Raw genomic sequence first — 17211 nt, 5'->3', positions numbered from 1 at the left:
TGTGCGGGTGTGGCACGTTCATGAGCAGGGGCCGCGCCAACTGCATGCGGTGCTCGAAGCCATGGGCGTCGAGCCGAGCGCGGCGGTCGCCGAAGGGAGAGTGTGGATCGGCAAGCTGCGCGCGACGCAGGCGACGCTCGAGCTTGCGGTGGGCGCACAGGTCGAGGTTCACGCCGCTCGGTTGTTTGTCGATGAACCTTACGTGCTCGAGCGCGTGGACGGTTTCGTGGCGGCGTTCAAGCCCGCGGCCTGGGCGACCGAGCCGGAGCGCGCGGGTCTCGCGAGCCTGACCGAGAAGCTCGAGGCAGCGCTCGGCACGCCGCTGCACGCTGTGTCGCGTCTCGATGTCGGCGTGAGCGGCGTGGTGCTCCTGTCCGAAGGTCGCGCGGCCCACCAGCGCGCAGTGGAGCTGAAGAGCGCGCACGCCATCCGTCGGCGGTACCTTGCCGTTGCGGAGCGCGCCCCGGAGACCGAGCGAGGTGTGTGGAGGACGCCGCTGTCGAACAAGCCGGCATCGACGCAGTTCAGCCTGGTCGCTCTGGCCTCGGAACACTTGCTTCCGGACGGGCGCCGCACGCGGCCCGCTTTGCTCACCCTCGAGCCGGTGACTGGACGCAAACACCAGCTGCGCTTGCACAGCGCCGAGCACGGTCTGCCGCTGCTGGGTGATCGCGCCCACGGCGGGGTGCGGCGGCTCACCTCCGAGACGGGAGCCGTGCGCGAGATCCCGCGCATCTTGCTGCACTCCGCGCGGCTCGAGCTGGAAGCGCGGACCGGTGAGGCTTGGATCGTGGTTGCGCCGCCACCCTCGGACTTCGTCGACACGTGGTGCAGCCTGGGGGGAAGAGCCGAAGACCTCACGCGCGCGGTCGACGCCGCCTGAGCAGGATTGCCCTCCACAACGCCCGCCGATGCGCTATGGCTGCGGCGCGATGAAGCGGCTCCGAGTTTTCAGCGCGACCGGCCTCGCCGTGATCGCCGCGTGCACTGGGGCGCGCTTCGAAGGCACCGCGCAGGGGCCCGCCGTCTCCATGCCCGCCCACATCGGCGAGGGCAGTGACCAGGACGCGGGGGTCGTCGCGGACGCGGCGTCGGACGCACGACAGCTGATCGGTGCGGCCGAGCGCAAGCCCGGGCCTGGCTCGCAGCCCGATCCCGAGGGCATCGCAGAGAAGCGCCACTACGAATACGAGGTGGTCTACGCCAAGGGCAAGGTCCAGGTGGTGAGCGTGCGAGCCGTGCGCTTCACGCATGCCGTGCCCAGCGTGCGCAAGATGGGTCGCTTTGCCATCGAGCTGTGGCTCGGGCGGGAGCTGATCGAACGCGTGCGCTTCGACATTCCCCTGGTTGCCGCCGAGGACCCGCGTCGCAAACGGGCACACCCGCTGCACGAACCCCCGAGCTTTGCGGCCGGCGTCGAGGCGACCCTGAAGATCATGGTGCCCGCCAGCGCCCGCGCGACGCGAGCCGTGTTGCTCGACCGCGCCACCGGCGACAAGCAGGACCTGCCGTGGCCGCCCGACGCCCCCCTCGGCCCGATCAACAGGAAGCTCCCGGTGGACGCGGGCATGGGTGCAGATGCGAGCAGCGGCACCGCGGCGGGCGACGCAACGACCCCGGAGCTGGACGCCGGATCGAGCGGCGATTGACCCTGAATCACGCGCGCTTCCTCTCCCACCGGGTCACCACCCTCGGAGTGGCGCTTTGGGGGCTCTTCGTGCGACGCTAGCGCCCGCCATGAATTGTGAGTCCTGCGCCCACCCCAACATCGATGGCGCGCGGTTTTGTGCCAAGTGCGGCGGCTTGCTCCCGACCCAGGACGAAGCGGGCGAGGACAAGCTCATCGGTCAGATCATCGGTGGTCGGTATCGCGTCACCGGTGTGCTGGGCGAGGGTGGGATGGGGATCGTCTACATCGGCGAGCAGCAGATGGGCTCGACCATCCGCCAGGTCGCCATCAAGACCCTGCATCAGCACCTGTCGAAGGATCCGTCCGTGCTCGCGCGCTTCCACCGCGAGTGCGGCACGGTGGCGCAGCTCGAGCACCCCAACACCATCAAATTCTTCGACTTCGGCTCGACCGCGGACGGAACCCTCTACATTGCGATGGAGTTCGTGAAGGGCCACCCCCTGAACGAGATCATCGAGCAGGGTGGACCGTTGATCCCCGAGCGTGTGCTGAAGATCATGAAGCAGATCTGCGGCGCGCTCGACGAGGCCCACAAGCAGGGCATCATCCACCGCGATCTGAAGCCGAGAACGTCATCCTCACCGATCGGGCCGGCGAGACCGACTTCGTCAAGGTCCTCGATTTCGGCATCGCGGCACGCAGTGAGTCCGCCGACGCGGCGAAGGAGCAGAAGCTCACTCAGCAGGGCATGGTGCTCGGAACCCCGCCCTACATGAGCCCGGAGCAGTTCACCGGCAAAGCGCTCGATTCTCGCAGCGACATCTACTCGCTGGGCGTGATGACCTACGAAATGCTCACCGGGAAGCTGCCCTTCGAGGCCGACACCCCCTGGCAGTGGGCGACGCAGCACATGACGGCGCAGCCGCTGCCCTTCGAGGTCACGGCGCCGGAGAGCAGCGGCTCCGATCACATGCGCAAGGCCATCCTGCGCGCCCTCTCGAAGAACCGCGAAGATCGCCAGGCGACCGCCAAGGACTTCTACGCCGAGATCTCCCACGGCGGCGGGATCACCGTCGTCGAGGAGCCTTCCCGCGAGAAATTGCAAGTGCAGGGTACCGCTGCCATGGCTGCGGCCCCGGACTTTGGGGCGTTCGCTGCGGGTGCGCCGCCGGCCGCGCCCGCTCCGCAAATGGCGCCCATGCCCGCGCCGATGGCGGCACCCATGGCCGCCCCCGCCATGATGGCGCACGTTCCACCCCCGCCCGTGGCAGCCCGGGGTGGGGGCGGTGGCGGCGGCAAGGGACTCGTCATCGCGCTGGTCGGCGTGGGCGCCGTCTTGCTCCTCGGGATCGCCGTCGTGGCGATCAAGAGCATGAAAAAAGAAGAGGGCATCGATCAGCCGCTGACGAGCCCGTTCGGGTCCACCACCGCGACCGGCCCGACCGAGATCGCCCCGGTCGACACCGGCACGGCGGCTCCAACGGATACCGCGCCGGTAGGCAGCGGCACCGGCCCCGAGCCGACCTCGGTCCCAACGACCAAACCGACGACCAATCCAACGACCGGCCCGACCGCAACGAGCAAAAAACAGGACCCCGCCGCCTGCGACGCCTGCATCAGCGCCGCCAATAGCGGCAACGTCGGCGGGGCGGCAGCGGCCTACAACCGCTGCCCGGACGCCGGCAAGAAGGCCCAATGCTCGGGCATGGTGAAGATGAAGGCGCCTTCCGCAGCGAAATCTCTGGCGCTGAACGGCAATTGTGCGGCGGCGAAGGGCACCATCGCGGCCGCCAAGGGCATGGGAGCCGGCAGCCCCCCGCTGGACAACGCCCTCAACGGCACGAGCTGCAAGTAGCGAATTTGCCACGAATTGCGACCAGTCAGCGGGCGCGCGTATCTTTTTTGCCACACCCCTTCTCTTGACGTCCTCGGGAGACCGGGTCTAGATCTCATTCATCGCTTCTGACTCGAGCTGGGGGCTCTTCAGAATCCCACATCAAGCAAAGCAATCAGTGCGATGTCGACCAGAATGACCTGGCCCGAGCTCTGTCACTCAGAGCAGTTCAAGGGCTTTTGGGTAGCGTTGGATAACTGCCGCTACGATCAGGCCACGCTCCAGCCCGTCGAGGGCGACGTGGTGGACTCCGACGAGGAGTTGGCGGAATTGTGCGGTCGTTTGCAGGAAGCCGGGCGTAGCGCCTGTGCAATCCTGTTCTGTGAGGACGACGTGCTCGTCGAGGCCCGCCGCCCGTCGGTTCCGCCCTCCGAGCGCGTGCGCCTGGCCCGCTGACCGCCCTCACTTCACGACGGGTTTCACGACGGCCTTGCCGTCCTTGATCACCACGTCGAAGTCGATCTTGCGGTTTCCGTGCTGTTTGCGCAGGTTGCTCTCGGCCGCACGCAGCTGTTTGCTGAGCCCATCCAGGGAAACTGACTTGCCGTCGTTGGTTTGACGCTTCGCGTCGACCAGGCGCGAGTGGATTTCCTTCAGGCGATTGTCGCTGATACTCGCGCTGCTCGCCGCGGGCGCGGCGGTTGCCGGGCGCGCTGCGGGGCCCGGGGCGCGGGTCGGCGGGGCGGCCGGGCGCGTGGGTGGCCCCGGCCGATTCGCCGGCGCCCCCGCCGGCCCTGCAGGCGCGCGAGTCGCCGGCGCTGGGGGCGCGCCCGCCCCGGGAGGTGGCGCGGCTTGGGTGGTCGGGCGACCCGGGGGAAGCGATGGCTTGCTGCGGGTCGGGATCGGCGGCGGTTTGGGCTTCCCTCCGCCGTCGCCGCTCGCCGGCGGCCGGATTGCAGCGTGGGCGGGCGGCGCTTCGGTAGGCGGCGCCACTCCCTTCGGCATGCGAGGGCGCGCTCCAGCCATGGGACCCACCGACGGCGGCGGCGCGTGAACCCCGCTCGGGGTCGACGCGGGCGGAACATCGACGGACGCGGACGCGGGACGAGCTCGCACGGGACCCGCGGCTGCTGGCGGGCGCTTCGAGATCGGCGCGGCACCGCCATCGAGCAGATCATCGAGCTTGAGATCGAGTCGCTCGAGCTGGAACTTCGAACGCGGCTGCGTCGTAGGTCGCTCCGGAGCGTTGGTTGGCACACCCGGCGCGGTCGTGGGCGCCCCGGGCACTCGCGTGGGTGAGCCCGGCGCGCGCGACTTCAACCCCAACATCGCGTCGAGGCTGTCGGCAGCGGGCTCGACCACGGGTTCGATGGCGGGCTCGGCCTCCTCCTCGTCCTTTTTCGTGTAGGCGCCTCGGCGGCGCTTGGCCGCGATCGTGAGCGCCTCGCCCTGACTCTTTTCGGCGCGCAGCATGTGGCGTTTGTAGGTGCCGTTGTCGATCTCTCGGCAAATGCGCGCCCAGTACTGCTGAAACGAATGGAAGCGCTGCGTGAGCACGTTGAACTTGAAGCGCTTGGCCGTGTTGCGGAACTTGGTGCGACGCAGCACCCAGATCCGTCGCTCGACGTCCTTGCGCGGCACATTCGGCTCGAGCTTTTCGATGCCGAGGAAGTACTGCTCGTAGAGCGCGCGGAGGCGCTCGAGCCTGATCTCCAGCTCGTTGAGCTCCTCGTCTAGATCGAGCTCGACTTCGTCTGCCACCTACCCTCCGGAGAGCGCAAAAATCTGGAGGTTGTCGAAGCAGACCTGGACGTCCCAGTCGTTGAAGCCGAGGTGCTGATGGTCCTCGCCCTTCAGCGGGTTGGGGTCGGTGAACGCAATGATCTCGATGTCGTCCACGAACCAGCGCACGGTCTTGCCGTCGCTGCGTTCGAGCTTGAAGTGATAGACCGTGTTGGGCACGACGGGGCGGGTCTTGTAGTCACCGCCGGCGCTGACCTTCACCTCCGGCCGACCCTGGGCGTGTTCGTCCAGCCGCGCCAGCACGTGGAACTGATTCTTCCAGCCGCCCCAGATCGCCAGGTAGCTGGTGGCGTCGTTGTACGAATTGCCTTTGGCGAAGCTCTTGCCGTCGCCCCAGACCTCGACCTTGAGATCACCGTCGGGCGAGATCGACACGGCGTCGAACTCGATGCGTGCGTTCACGGGTAGCTTGCGACGCAACCACACCGGGTGGTTCTTTGCGCCCATGCCGCAGAGTCGTCCGGCGGCGATGCGCCAGCCCGGATTGGTTGCGTTCCACTCTGGCCCGAGCTCGGCGCGATCGAAGGTGTCGGCGTAGGAAGCGGTGATCGGGCTGTCCGGGGGACCGCTGGGTGCGACGGCCTTGTCCGCCGCTTTCTCGGCGGCGCCGGGGTTCGCCGCGACCTTGGCCACCTCGGGTGGCGGTGCAGGCAGCGCGGGCGGCTGGTCCTGGGGTGCCTCGGGCGGCTGCGGCGGATTCTTCACTCCCACGCGCAGGTCTTCCTTGAAGGCGGGGGCCGCCAGCCGGCGCTGCTCACCGAGCGAGACTCTGGGGATTCGCGACGGAGCCCCGTCGGCCCGGGCCACGGCCGCGTCGCTGAGGGCGAACGGATTCGCCGACGGCATCGGGCGATTCGGATTGAGACGGGACCCGGAGTGGGCGGCTGGCGTCGGGGGAGGCGGAGGGGGAGGCGGCGGCGTTGGCTGGGCCCCGGTTTGGGCCGGGGCGCTGGACGACGAATCCTCGCTCGGCACACACGCGACAGCCAGCAGCGCGAGCAGAAAATGCGATGCAAAGCGTGACACGACGCGCATGTTAGCACGAGCACGCGGCAGTTCGTCCGGGCTTCGCGCGGGCTTTGTGGCGCGGCGTTTTGCAGGGTATGGGAGGCGCGCGATGCATCCCGTCTTGTTCCGGTTGCCGCTGCCGGCGTGGACCGTCCCGCTGTTCCCAGCGCTATTAGTGCTTGCTGCGCTCGGCGCCGTTCTCGCCGTGTTCGGTTATCGCAAGAAGGCAGGCGATCTCCTGGTGCTCGGCGGCGTGCTCGCCGCGGCGGCAGGGCTCAGCGCGTTCAGTTACCGGGGCCAGGTCTACACCCTGTCGCCGCTGCCCATCTACAGCTACGGCGCGATGCTCTGCCTGTCCATCGTCGTCGGTTGGTACCTGACCCTCGGCCTCGCCGAGAAGGACGGTCTGCCTCGGGACAAGATGGCCAACTGTTACTTCGTCACCGCGCTGGCCGCGCTCGTTGGCGCGCGCTTGCTCTACGTCGCGACGAACCCGCAAGAGTTCAGCGAGTTTCGCGACCTGTTTGCGCTCCGGCGCGGCGGCCTCGTGGCCTACGGCGGCTTCCTCGGCGGCTTCGTGGGTTCCTTCATCTATCTCCGCTCCCAGCGCATCCGGCTCTTGCCGTGGGCGGACGTCGCAGTGCCCAGCCTGGCGGCGGGGCTCGTGATCACTCGCATCGGTTGCTACCTGTTCGGCTGCGACTTCGGAACGCCGCTGCCTGCCGGCGCGCCGAAGTGGCTCACGAGCCTGGGTACGTTTCCGCGCTGGGCGGAGGGCACGCTGCTCGAGGGCGCGGGCTCACCCGCGTGGATTCAACACGTGAACCACCGCGGCCTGTCGCCGGACGCCGACTTCTCGCTGCCGGTGCACCCGACCCAGCTCTACGAAATGCTGGCTGGCGCGGTGCTGCTCGTCGTGGCGTTCGTCGTGCGGAAACACCAGCGCTTCCGCGGCCAGGTCTTCCTCGCGTTCACCCTCGGCTACGGTTTTCTGCGTTTCATCGTGGAGGTCATGCGGGACGATCTCGAGCGCGGAGAGTTCGGACCGTTCATTCCGGTGCACGTCTTCCTGCCCGCGTCGCTGCTGATTTTTGCCGCCGCCTACATTTCGGGCCCGGCCAGGAGCTGGCACAACCTCAAGCTGCGCCGGGCCACCGAGCTGCTCGCCATCGCGCCGGCGGTCGCGCTCTACTTCGTGCTTCGACCGGCCAGCTTCGCGCAGTCGTCGTCGATGCAGCTGTCGACCTCGCAGTGGATCGGACTCCTGACCGGAGTAGCCGCGGCCGTGGGCTGGTACGCGCTCGAAGAGGCAGCAAAACAACACCCTGAAGCGGCCATGAGCCTCGGCCCGGGCGCCGTCGTGGAAGAAGACGATGCGGACGACGACGCGGACGCGGACGCTGCGCCCACCAAGTCGAAAGCAGCCGACCCGGACGAAGCAGCGGTGGATGAACCCGCCGCCGAGAAGGCCGCCAAGAAGAAGCGCAAGAAGCGCAAGCAGGCCGCGCCCGCTCCCGAAGAGACCCCGAGCGACGACGACGACGCGTGACAATGCCACGTCGGAGCGCCAACCCCCGCTGAGCCGCCCCCCGCGCGCGACGGTCGTGGTCAGCCGAGCTCGAACTGATAGTGCAGCGCTTCGGCGCCGCCGAGGTTCACGCTCAGGCGATGCGGTTCGAGGTCACACACTGCGAAGGCCGCAGCGGGCCTGCCGGGCGCATCGTCGTCGAGGTTCTCGGTCAGGCTCTGCAGCGTGACGTACGGGATGCCGCGAATGACGTCGAGGTGGTTCCAGTGTGCGTGCCCGTTGAAGACCGCAACGACCTTCCCGCTCGCCTCGATGATGCGCCTGAGCTCCCGCCGCTCCGCCACCCGGCAGATGTGCGGCGCCCGCTCGAACCAGCGATTTCCGGTGAGATCTTGCTCGCTCGCCGGGTGGTGCATCAACACGACCGCGGGCCCCTTCACCGTCGCGAGATCGCGCTCGAGCCACTCGAGCTGGGACTCGGGGAGCCGCACACACACGTCCTTCTGCTCCAGCGTGTTCAGCACCGCGAAGTGCACCCCCGAAAAATCGCGGCTGTAGTGCAGCGCGCCGTCGTGGTTCCACATCCGCGCGAGGTCGTCCTCGGTCATGCAGATCAGATCGTGATTGCCCGCGACGTGGATCACCGGCGCATCGAGCGCCGACAAGATGCCGAGGAACTCCTGGTATCGCTCCATGTCCAGTGAGCGACTCTCGTCCTCGACCACGTCCCCCAGGTTCACCACCAGCTCGGGTCGGTCGACGCGGTTCATGCGTTCGACGAAGGCGCGGGTCAGCGCACCGGCCTCGTGGCTCAGCTTGCGCAGCTTGCCGGCGAAGTGAGCCCTGGGCCCGAAGTGCTGGTCGGTGATGAGAGCGAAGCGCACGCTGCAACGCTAGCGGGGGGGGGGGAAAAAAAAAAAAAAAAAAAAAAAAAAAAAAAAAAAAAAAAAAAAAAAAAAAAAAAAAAAAAAAAAAAAAAAAAAAAAAAAAAAAAAAAAAAAAAAAAAAAAAAAAAAAAAAAAAAAAAAAAAAAAAAAAAAAAAAAAAAAAAAAAAAAAAAAAAAAAAAAAAAAAAAAAAAAAAAAAAAAAAAAAAAAAAAAAAAAAAAAAAAAAAAAAAAAAAAAAAAAAAAAAAAAAAAAAAAAAAAAAAAAAAAAAAAAAAAAAAAAAAAAAAAAAAAAAAAAAAAAAAAAAAAAAAAAAAAAAAAAAAAAAAAAAAAAAAAAAAAAAAAAAAAAAAAAAAAAAAAAAAAAAAAAAAAAAAAAAAAAAAAAAAAAAAAAAAAAAAAAAAAAAAAAAAAAAAAAAAAAAAAAAAAAAAAAAAAAAAAAAAAAAAAAAAAAAAAAAAAAAAAAAAAAAAAAAAAAAAAAAAAAAAAAAAAAAAAAAAAAAAAAAAAAAAAAAAAAAAAAAAAAAAAAAAAAAAAAAAAAAAAAAAAAAAAAAAAAAAAAAAAAAAAAAAAAAAAAAAAAAAAAAAAAAAAAAAAAAAAAAAAAAAAAAAAAAAAAAAAAAAAAAAAAAAAAAAAAAAAAAAAAAAAAAAAAAAAAAAAAAAAAAAAAAAAAAAAAAAAAAAAAAAAAAAAAAAAAAAAAAAAAAAAAAAAAAAAAAAAAAAAAAAAAAAAAAAAAAAAAAAAAAAAAAAAAAAAAAAAAAAAAAAAAAAAAAAAAAAAAAAAAAAAAAAAAAAAAAAAAAAAAAAAAAAAAAAAAAAAAAAAAAAAAAAAAAAAAAAAAAAAAAAAAAAAAAAAAAAAAAAAAAAAAAAAAAAAAAAAAAAAAAAAAAAAAAAAAAAAAAAAAAAAAAAAAAAAAAAAAAAAAAAAAAAAAAAAAAAAAAAAAAAAAAAAAAAAAAAAAAAAAAAAAAAAAAAAAAAAAAAAAAAAAAAAAAAAAAAAAAAAAAAAAAAAAAAAAAAAAAAAAAAAAAAAAAAAAAAAAAAAAAAAAAAAAAAAAAAAAAAAAAAAAAAAAAAAAAAAAAAAAAAAAAAAAAAAAAAAAAAAAAAAAAAAAAAAAAAAAAAAAAAAAAAAAAAAAAAAAAAAAAAAAAAAAAAAAAAAAAAAAAAAAAAAAAAAAAAAAAAAAAAAAAAAAAAAAAAAAAAAAAAAAAAAAAAAAAAAAAAAAAAAAAAAAAAAAAAAAAAAAAAAAAAAAAAAAAAAAAAAAAAAAAAAGCGCATTTGTCCTCTGCCGCAGCGACGCTCCGCCCCCAAGCTGGGGAGCGGTAGACGCCCTCCGGTTCCACGCTAAGCTCCCGCGGGTGAGGCGCTCGGGGTCGATGCTCGTCGGGGTGGGCTTGCTGCGCGTGAGCGTGGTGCTGGGCCTGGTGTTTGCGGCGTGCGGGGGTGACGACGGCGGCAAGAGCGCCAAGGTCGACGCCGGAACGGGCGGCGCTGCGGGCAGCGGGACCGGCGGCATGGCCGGCTCCCAATCGGATGCCGGTGACGCCGCCGCTCCTCTCGCGCCGGTGTGTGTGAAATCGCCGCCACCGCCAACGTGGCCCGGGGACGCGACCTGCCCGGTGCCCAAACCCGGCGTCGCGGACTCCTCGACGAGGCGCTGACCCAGGCTGGCGTCGATCGCTGCAGCTTCGGTTTCTCGGACGCAACGATGGCGATCTGAGGCCGATCTTCGCCGACGACAAGTACCAGCTGCCGATCTTCCGCCCGCTGCACCTCGGACTCTTGCGCGCGCCCGGCTTCGTCAAGGCAACGGAGACCGAGCTCGACGCTGTGCTCGATGGTGAACAGGCAGTGTCGAGTGTGATCCTCGCTGCCGCGACCAAGAAGGGCCAGGCCTTGGATGCGTGCGCCAAGCTCGAAGGCTTCGCCGCCGCCGCCGCCGATGATTCTCCGCTCGCCGCCGCCATTGCCGCGCTGACGAGCGCCCACGGCGGCAACATCACCACCGCCGAGCTCGCTGCGAAGACGGCTGGCGTCCCGCTCGAGCTACAGAAGGCCCTCGTGCCCGTGATCGCCGCGCTGAGCTACGCGGCCAGCGAAATGATCGCCGCGGTCGGCACCACCCAGAGCGACGAGCTCGATTGGCTGGAGCTGGCGCACGGATTCGTGATCGTGCCGACCTCGGCCTGGATCGTCGACAAGACCCAGGTCGCGCTGCTCGGCAAGCTCGATCAGCCGCGCATCTCCGCCGCGGCGGCCCTCGTCGCGCGCGCGGTCGAGCAAGCCAAGCTCGAGGCTTTCGCCGGAAAACCGCTGCCCGCTGTCGCCATCGACACACCCATTGGTGCCATCGTGCTCGGTGGGCCTGGCGCCGACCAGTACGTCTCCGGTGAGCTCGCCGAACGGAGCGCGCTCCTGCTCGACGTCGGTGGCGACGACACCTACGAGGTGCCCGTCGGCGCGGGTCGGCGTGACGTCCCGGTCTCCCTCGCGATCGATCTCGGCGGTAACGACAAGTACGGCTACGAGATCGTCGCGGATGGAAACGACGCACCGACCCGACCCCCGTCCGACGCCGCGGGGCGCGCCGTTCAGTTCGGCGTCCAGGGTCAGACCCTGTCACGGGTCGGTCGCCAGGGCAGCGGCGTGCTCGGCATCGGCCTGCTCTGGGACCGCGGCGCGGGCAACGACACATACGCTTCCTCGCCTCTCGCAGGGCGCGGGCTCCGTTGGTGTTGGCGTGCTGTTCGACGACGGCGGCGACGACAAGTACGTCGCCGAGAGCACCAGTCAGGCTCGGCCCTGTGGGCGTTGGTGCCTCGTCGATCGCAGCGGCAAGGACGAATACCGCACGTTCTTCGCGTCCCAGGGCTTCGGTTACGTGCAGGGTGTGGGTGTCTTGGCGGAGGGCGGCGGCGACGACGTGTACTTCGCGGATCCCGGTGATCCCAAGGTCGGCGGCGACCCGCTGTACGCCTCCGCGCAGCTGCCCGGCGAAGGCAACACCAGCATGAGCCAGGGCTCCGGCTTCGGTCGGCGCGACGACACCAAAGGCATCAACATGGGTGGCGGGCACGGTGTGCTCTACGACCGCGCGGGCACCGACAAGTACACGGCGAGTGTGTTCGCGCAGGGCGCGGGTTACTGGCTGGGGTTCGGACTCCTGCTCGACAAGGCGGGCAACGACACCTACGAAGGGCTCTGGTACGTGCAGGGCGCGAGTGCACACTTCGCCCTCGGCTTTCACTTCGATCACGCCGGCGACGACCTGTACAACAAAGGGTTTCCGATCCGCGCGACCAGCATCGGAGTCGGGCACGACTTCTCGGGCTCGTTGCAGATCGACGAAGGCGGCAACGACGAGTACACGGCACCGGGCCTCTCGCTCGGTTGTGGCAACTCACAAGGTGTCGGCGCGCTGATCAACCTGGGAGGCGTGGACAAGTACACGCCTGCGGGCAACAACACCTACGGCTGCGCGTCCTCGGCCATGGCGCACCCTTCACCGCGCGGGATTCGCGGCCAGCGCCAGGGCCCCAAAACCGAGCACAGCGGGGCGGTCGATCGCGGGTCCGGAGCCGTCACCTTCCCCTAGTTTCCCGGCACTTTCCGGCACTTTCCGCTAAATTTCACCGGGATCCGCCGGTTGCGTGACGAGCTTTACCCCGCCGCCCGTCTAATTGTAGCCTTCCGCGGCCCGAGTCGCCGCGCGTGCGAAATCAGCGTACGAGGCCCGAGCTAGGAGTTGTCATGCGAAACGCGATTATCTTTGGTGTTGTTGGCGCAGTCGTGGTGGCGGGCGTCGTGGGTTGCAAGAAGAAGGACGAGGACGCGCAGACCGCTGGTTACCAGCAAGGCGGACAGCCTTACGGTCAGCAGCCGGGTTACGGCCAGCAGCCGCAGCCAGGCCAGCCGGGTTACGGCCAGCAGCCGGCGCCCTACGGACAGCCGCAGCCCGGTCCCGCGCCCGGTCCAGCTCCGGGTCCGGCGCCCGGTCCCGCACCCGGCCCCGCGCCGGCGGCAGGCGGCGCAGCGACGCCGATGGATCCCACGCTCGCGGGTGCCGCGACGCAGGTGTTGAACCAGATGGCGACGCAGCAAGCGGTTGCCGGCAGCAAGCCGGTGGGTTCGGCGCTCGCGGGTCAGTTCCAGCAAGGCCAGACGCTCGAGTCGCAGATCCAGCTGCAGCCGGGCAAGTGTTACACCGTGGTCGCGTCCGGTCTTCCGCCGGTCAGCGAGGTCAACGTGAAGTTCGTCGCGGTCACGCCCATTCCGGGCTCCGCGATGGTGCTCGCGACGGATCAAGACACTGGCACGCAGGCGGTGCTCGGCAAGAAGCCGAACTGCTACAAGAACGCCTTCCCGATGGCAGTGCCCGTCAAGCGTGATCCTCGAGGTCGCAGGCGGCTCCGGCATCGCGGCAGCGCAGCTCTACCGAAAAGTGATGCCACCCTCGCCGGTGCTCGCCGCGCCTGAGCGCGGCTGCGCGCCGTCGGTCCCCCTGATTCGCGCTGACGCGCGAATGGGGGACAGGTTTTTTTTGTGCCCGTGAGAACGCGAAAACAGGCTCTCTGCGGTTCCGCGGACGGGTCGAGGCACGCTGCTCGTCGAGCACCGACCACACGGCGGCCCGCGTCGGCGGCGCGTTCTTCGGCGGCCGCGCTTCGCCGGTGGGAGCCGGGCGGCGGATCCGCTGATTTTCGACCCGCCGCGCAGCGGCTGCTCCCCTGCACATTCGCCGGCGTGGTCCCCGCCAAGCCGAAGCTACTCGAGCGCGTTCCGCGAGACGCTCCGTTCAGGAGTGTTACAGCCCACGCACGGCGAAGGCCTACGCGGCTGGACTCGCCGCCATTCTGCATCACCAGCGGCAGCACCCCGAGCTCCTCGACGCGACGCACGTGTCCGCGTTCCTGACGCACCTCGCGACACAACGCGGCGTCAGTGCGTCGACGCAGAACCAGGCGGCGGCCGCGCTGCTCTTCCTCTACGCCGAGGTGCTCGGCCGGCCGCTCGCGGCGTTCGACGAGGTCGTACGTGCGAAACGCCCGGCGCGGCTCCCGGTGGTGCTCTCTCACGCGGAGGTCGCTGCGGTGCTCGCGCGGCTCCGAGGGGCGGCCATGGCTGATGGCCTGCTGCTGTACGGTGCCGGGCTGCGTCTATCCGAGTGTGTCAGTCTACGGATCAAGGACGTCGATCGATCCGACATGAATCGTGGTGCGACGCGGGACGGGAAAGAAGGACCGCGTCACGACCCTCCCTGCCACGCTGGTCGAGCCGCTGATACATCACCTCACGGCGATGAGAGCGCAGCACGAGGCCGATTTGCGCGACGGCCTCGGCACGGTCGAGCTGCCCGACGCGCTTCGCCAGAAGTACCCGAATGCCAATCGTGAGTGGGGCTGGCAGTGGCTTTTCCCCGCGGAACGTCGCTACACGGACGGCGACACGGCAGAGCGTCGGCGCCATCACACGCACCAGACGGTGTTACAGCGCGCGGTGCGTCGCGCGGGCCTTGCAGCCCGTCTTTCCAAGTCCGTGAGCTGCCACACGCTCCGCCATTCGTTCGCGACGCACCTGCTCGAGGCGGGCTACGACATCCGGACCATCCAGGAGCTACTCGGCCACCACGACGTAGTACGACGATGATCCACACGCACGTCTTGAACCGCGGCGGCCGCGGCGTCACCAGCCCCCTCGACCAGCTCTCGGTTACCGGACGCCCAGCCGGCCCCACCCCCCTCGCCCCTACCCCAGCACCAATTATCCCGCTACCCCGCGACGCATAACAACGGCCCCCCACGCGGCCCAAGGGGACCAAGAGGGGGAGGTGGTCCAACAAGCGGAGGTGCTATCCCGCCCAAGTCGCAGTAGAATATTAGTTGGACGAAGCCGCTGGCGCGGCAGGAGTAGCGCCACGTGACGGGCAGCGTCTGAGGCGGCTGCCCGCGGCGACGTCGCATCGCGGCTTGATTCCTGCTGGCTCGAGCATGAGCGGCGCCACGCTGTGTTCGTCGGCGATCCTGGGATCGCGCGCCCGATGGCCGGGTGCGCCAACACCGGAGTTGAAGCATGGGACAGCTGCGAAACAAAATGGCCGAGGACATCAGGCTGCGCGGTCTTTGCGCCAACACGCTCAAGACCTATCTGCGTTGCGCCGAAGTTTTCGTGAGGCACCACGGCAAGTCACCGACGCTGATGGGCAAGGCCGAAATTCGAGACTTCTTGCTGCACCTGGTCGAGGACCCAGCGCTCGCCATCGACGTACAACGTCTGCGCCGCGGCGCTGAAGTTTCTCTATGCGCACACCCTGGAGCGACCGGAAGAGGTTGCTTGGATCCAGCAGATGCGCGTGCCGCATCGACTGCCGGCCATCCTGAGCGGCGACGGGATCGAGCAACTGCTCGGTGAGCTGGGGTCGCTCAGAATGCAGGCGATCGTGATGACCGCGTATGGGGCCGGCCTGCGGATCAACGAGGTGCTCAACTTGCGAGTTGCGGACATCGACAGCCGTCGCATGGTGATTCACATCAGGCAAGGCAAAGGTCAGCGTGACCGCTACACGATGTTGCCTAAGCTCGTGCTGCAAACGCTCCGTGCGTACTGAGGCAAGAGCAACCGCCGGGTCCGAGCTGTTTCCTGGGAAGACACCGGGCCGCGTCCAATGCCGGGACACCGTGGGCAAGGCGTTGGCGCGGGCGGCGGTCCGCGCAGGGCTCGAAAAGCACGTGCACCCTCATGTCCTGCGCCATGCCTTCGCCACGCATCTGCTCGAGACCGGGACCGATCTGCGCACGTTGCAGGTCCTGCTCGGTCACGCCTCCATCAGCACGACCGCTCGCTACGCGCAGGGTCAGCCCGGTAATGATTCGGAGGACCAGAGCCCAGCGGACCGGCTGCGCAAGACGGCCTCGCCGGTGCCCAGAAAGAAGCGGTCTCGGAAGTCGGCGCGCCGGGTAGCCGGGCATGCGCCAGCATGGCCCTTTGTGCTCGCTCGCCGGAGCCAGCACAGGAAGGCAGGCCGAATCGCTGAGCTCGCGGATGTCGTTCGCGCGTTCCGGCCGGTCCACGAGCAACAACATGCACTGACCCTCGCCGAGCGCGCTGTCCTCGACGCCGTAGCACGTTGCCGAACGGCCGCCCCTCGGTGGGCTCAACGTGTCCCGACTGTGGCTTCGTCAGCGATCCTTCGTACGACTCATGTCACAACCGGCACTGCCCGAAGTGCCCGGCGGTGGCGCAGGCGAAGTGGATCGCCGGGCGGTTGGAGCGCGCATCCCCGATCCCACTATTCCACGTCGTCTTCTTACGTCCGCTCAGTTGCGCGGTCTGGCCGCCAATCCGAGAATCGTCTACGACCTGCCTTCCGTTGTGCATCCGCCACGCTGCTCCAGCTCGGCGTGGATCCCAAGCGTCGCGGCGGCGAGCTCGGCGTGACGGCGGTGTTGCACACACGTGGACGCATAAGCTCGAATACCATCCGCACCTGCACTGTATCGTGACCGAGGTGCGCTCAGCCCGGACGGCCTGCCGGATCTCGCCCGCCGCGACTTCCTCTTCCCGTCCACGTCATCGGTCGGCTGTTCCGCGGAAAGATGCTCGACGCCCTCACGCGGGCCGCCTGCCCGGCACGTTGCGCATCGGCGACCCCAAATGTTTCGCCGCGCCTGTTGCGGGCCTTCATCGCAAGAGCTGGAACGTTTACTGTAAACGCCCCTTCGGCGGCGCCGCCCAGGTGATCACCTACCCTCGGCCAGTAGCACTCACCGCGTCGCCATCTCCAACCACCGACTTCTCGCGATGACCAGCGCGGCGTCACTTTCCGCACCAAGAGTGGCGAGCACATCACGCTCGGACGGCGTCGCATTCCCCGGCGCTGGCTTCGCCACATCCTGCCGCCCGGCTTCCCCTGGATCCGGACACTACGGGCTGGTGTCGGCGAGCCACGCCACCGGCCGACTCGGAAACCGCGCGACAGCTACTACCGGCCAAATCCGCCCGAACCCCACCGCTTCGCCCAGCTCCTCCAACCTCTGCGCGCCGGCGGCGCGAAGTGATCCGCATCCTGACCGGCATCGAAATCGACTGTTGCCGAGCTGTTGTGGCCGTCGTCGTGCGCTCGAGGCCGGCCGTTGCCTCTCTCGGCTTTCGACGCCCGAGCCCCTCTTTGAGTGGCATGACCCACTTCCAGCCAAGCACCGCAGTCATCACCCATTGGCCGCTCGCCGGAGTGGTCAGTGCCCACGTCCATCCTATGAGCGGACTCACCGCGCGGTGTTCCCTCCGCTCGACCTTCGACCACCGATGCCGCCTCATCGTAACCGACCCGGCCCCGCTGAGCCTTCGACGTCGAGCCGGGCGGGCAATTTTCCATACAGTGACTCAGTGTCTCATCCCGGCGCTGCAATTGCGGCCCCGTCCAACTCGACGATTGCGGCACCGGGCGCCACCTTGTTGGCCTCGTAATTTCACACGCGCCGGCTGAACCGTGGGCCGCTCCCGCAATCGCGCTATTCTTTATGC

Annotated in this window: 14 protein-coding genes and 3 pseudogenes; 14 read left to right on the top strand and 3 right to left on the bottom strand. The window is 63.1% G+C overall.

All coding sequences use genetic code 11. The annotated features are described in order from the left end of the window. Positions 1–61 precede the first annotated feature (61 nt). From IPI67_13400 to IPI67_13385, 4 genes and pseudogenes are all read left to right on the top strand, one after another. Positions 62–883 (top strand): hypothetical protein, encoded by an 822-nt coding sequence (locus IPI67_13400; GenBank protein MBK7581195.1) that lies wholly within the window; start codon positions 62–64, stop codon positions 881–883. A 49-nt stretch (positions 884–932) separates the two neighbouring features. Beyond that, positions 933–1649: a hypothetical protein gene (locus tag IPI67_13395; protein MBK7581194.1), complete on the top strand. Its 717-nt coding sequence runs from the start codon at positions 933–935 to the stop codon at positions 1647–1649. Positions 1650–1737: 88 nt separating this feature from the next. Next, a pseudogene (locus IPI67_13390) lies at positions 1738–3485 on the top strand (serine/threonine protein kinase). A 162-nt stretch (positions 3486–3647) separates the two neighbouring features. After that, on the top strand, positions 3648–3920 hold the full coding sequence (locus IPI67_13385; protein ID MBK7581193.1) for a hypothetical protein: 273 nt from the start codon (positions 3648–3650) through the stop codon (positions 3918–3920). 6 nt (positions 3921–3926) lie between these two features. Here IPI67_13385 and IPI67_13380 read toward each other — a convergent pair whose 3' ends face one another. Both IPI67_13380 and IPI67_13375 read right to left on the bottom strand, forming a co-directional pair. Next, positions 3927–5225, bottom strand: coding sequence for a hypothetical protein (locus IPI67_13380; GenBank protein ID MBK7581192.1), 1299 nt, complete (start codon positions 5223–5225; stop codon positions 3927–3929). Next, positions 5226–6293: a hypothetical protein gene (locus IPI67_13375; GenBank protein MBK7581191.1), complete on the bottom strand. Its 1068-nt coding sequence runs from the start codon at positions 6291–6293 to the stop codon at positions 5226–5228. 91 nt (positions 6294–6384) lie between these two features. Here IPI67_13375 and IPI67_13370 point away from each other — a divergent pair, with 91 nt between their 5' ends. Then, positions 6385–7824: a prolipoprotein diacylglyceryl transferase gene (locus IPI67_13370; GenBank protein MBK7581190.1), complete on the top strand. Its 1440-nt coding sequence runs from the start codon at positions 6385–6387 to the stop codon at positions 7822–7824. 59 nt (positions 7825–7883) lie between these two features. On the opposite strand, the gene IPI67_13365 is transcribed toward IPI67_13370, so the two are convergent. Next, positions 7884–8687: a metallophosphoesterase gene (locus IPI67_13365; GenBank protein ID MBK7581189.1), complete on the bottom strand. Its 804-nt coding sequence runs from the start codon at positions 8685–8687 to the stop codon at positions 7884–7886. Between IPI67_13365 and IPI67_13360 the strand changes: the two genes are divergently transcribed. From IPI67_13360 to IPI67_13320, 9 genes and pseudogenes are all read left to right on the top strand, one after another. Then, entirely contained in the window at positions 8658–10352 is a 1695-nt protein-coding gene (locus IPI67_13360) for a hypothetical protein (protein MBK7581188.1), read from the top strand. The two genes, IPI67_13365 and IPI67_13360, sit on opposite strands and share 30 nt — an antisense overlap. Before the next feature lie 121 nt (positions 10353–10473). Continuing rightward, positions 10474–11637, top strand: a complete 1164-nt coding sequence (locus IPI67_13355; protein MBK7581187.1) for a hypothetical protein — start codon at positions 10474–10476, stop codon at positions 11635–11637. Beyond that, positions 11582–12286 (top strand): hypothetical protein, encoded by a 705-nt coding sequence (locus IPI67_13350; GenBank protein MBK7581186.1) that lies wholly within the window; start codon positions 11582–11584, stop codon positions 12284–12286. Before IPI67_13355 ends, IPI67_13350 begins: the two co-directional genes overlap by 56 nt. A 155-nt stretch (positions 12287–12441) precedes the next feature. Continuing rightward, the gene (locus IPI67_13345) at positions 12442–13167 is read left to right on the top strand and encodes a hypothetical protein (protein ID MBK7581185.1); all 726 of its coding nucleotides are present in this window, start codon (positions 12442–12444) and stop codon (positions 13165–13167) included. A 257-nt stretch (positions 13168–13424) separates the two neighbouring features. Continuing rightward, positions 13425–14477: pseudogene (locus tag IPI67_13340) on the top strand (integron integrase). Positions 14478–14760: 283 nt separating this feature from the next. Beyond that, entirely contained in the window at positions 14761–15099 is a 339-nt protein-coding gene (locus IPI67_13335) for a phage integrase N-terminal SAM-like domain-containing protein (protein MBK7581184.1), read from the top strand. Next, the gene (locus IPI67_13330) at positions 15035–15295 is read left to right on the top strand and encodes a tyrosine-type recombinase/integrase (protein ID MBK7581183.1); all 261 of its coding nucleotides are present in this window, start codon (positions 15035–15037) and stop codon (positions 15293–15295) included. The genes IPI67_13335 and IPI67_13330 overlap by 65 nt, the downstream gene beginning before the upstream one ends. Next, a pseudogene (locus tag IPI67_13325) lies at positions 15240–15539 on the top strand (tyrosine-type recombinase/integrase). Before IPI67_13330 ends, IPI67_13325 begins: the two are co-directional and overlap by 56 nt. Before the next feature lie 296 nt (positions 15540–15835). Next, positions 15836–16492 carry a transposase zinc-binding domain-containing protein gene (locus IPI67_13320; GenBank protein MBK7581182.1) on the top strand — a complete coding sequence of 219 codons (657 nt, stop codon included), beginning with the start codon at positions 15836–15838 and terminating at the stop codon, positions 16490–16492. The last annotated feature ends 719 nt before the right edge of the window (positions 16493–17211 follow it).

Source organism: Myxococcales bacterium, from assembly GCA_016706225.1.
Classification (GTDB): Bacteria; Myxococcota_A; Polyangia; order Polyangiales; family Polyangiaceae; genus JADJKB01.
The sequence above is the reverse complement of the archived record's forward strand: the minus strand, read 5'-3'. Positions and strand labels throughout refer to the sequence as shown.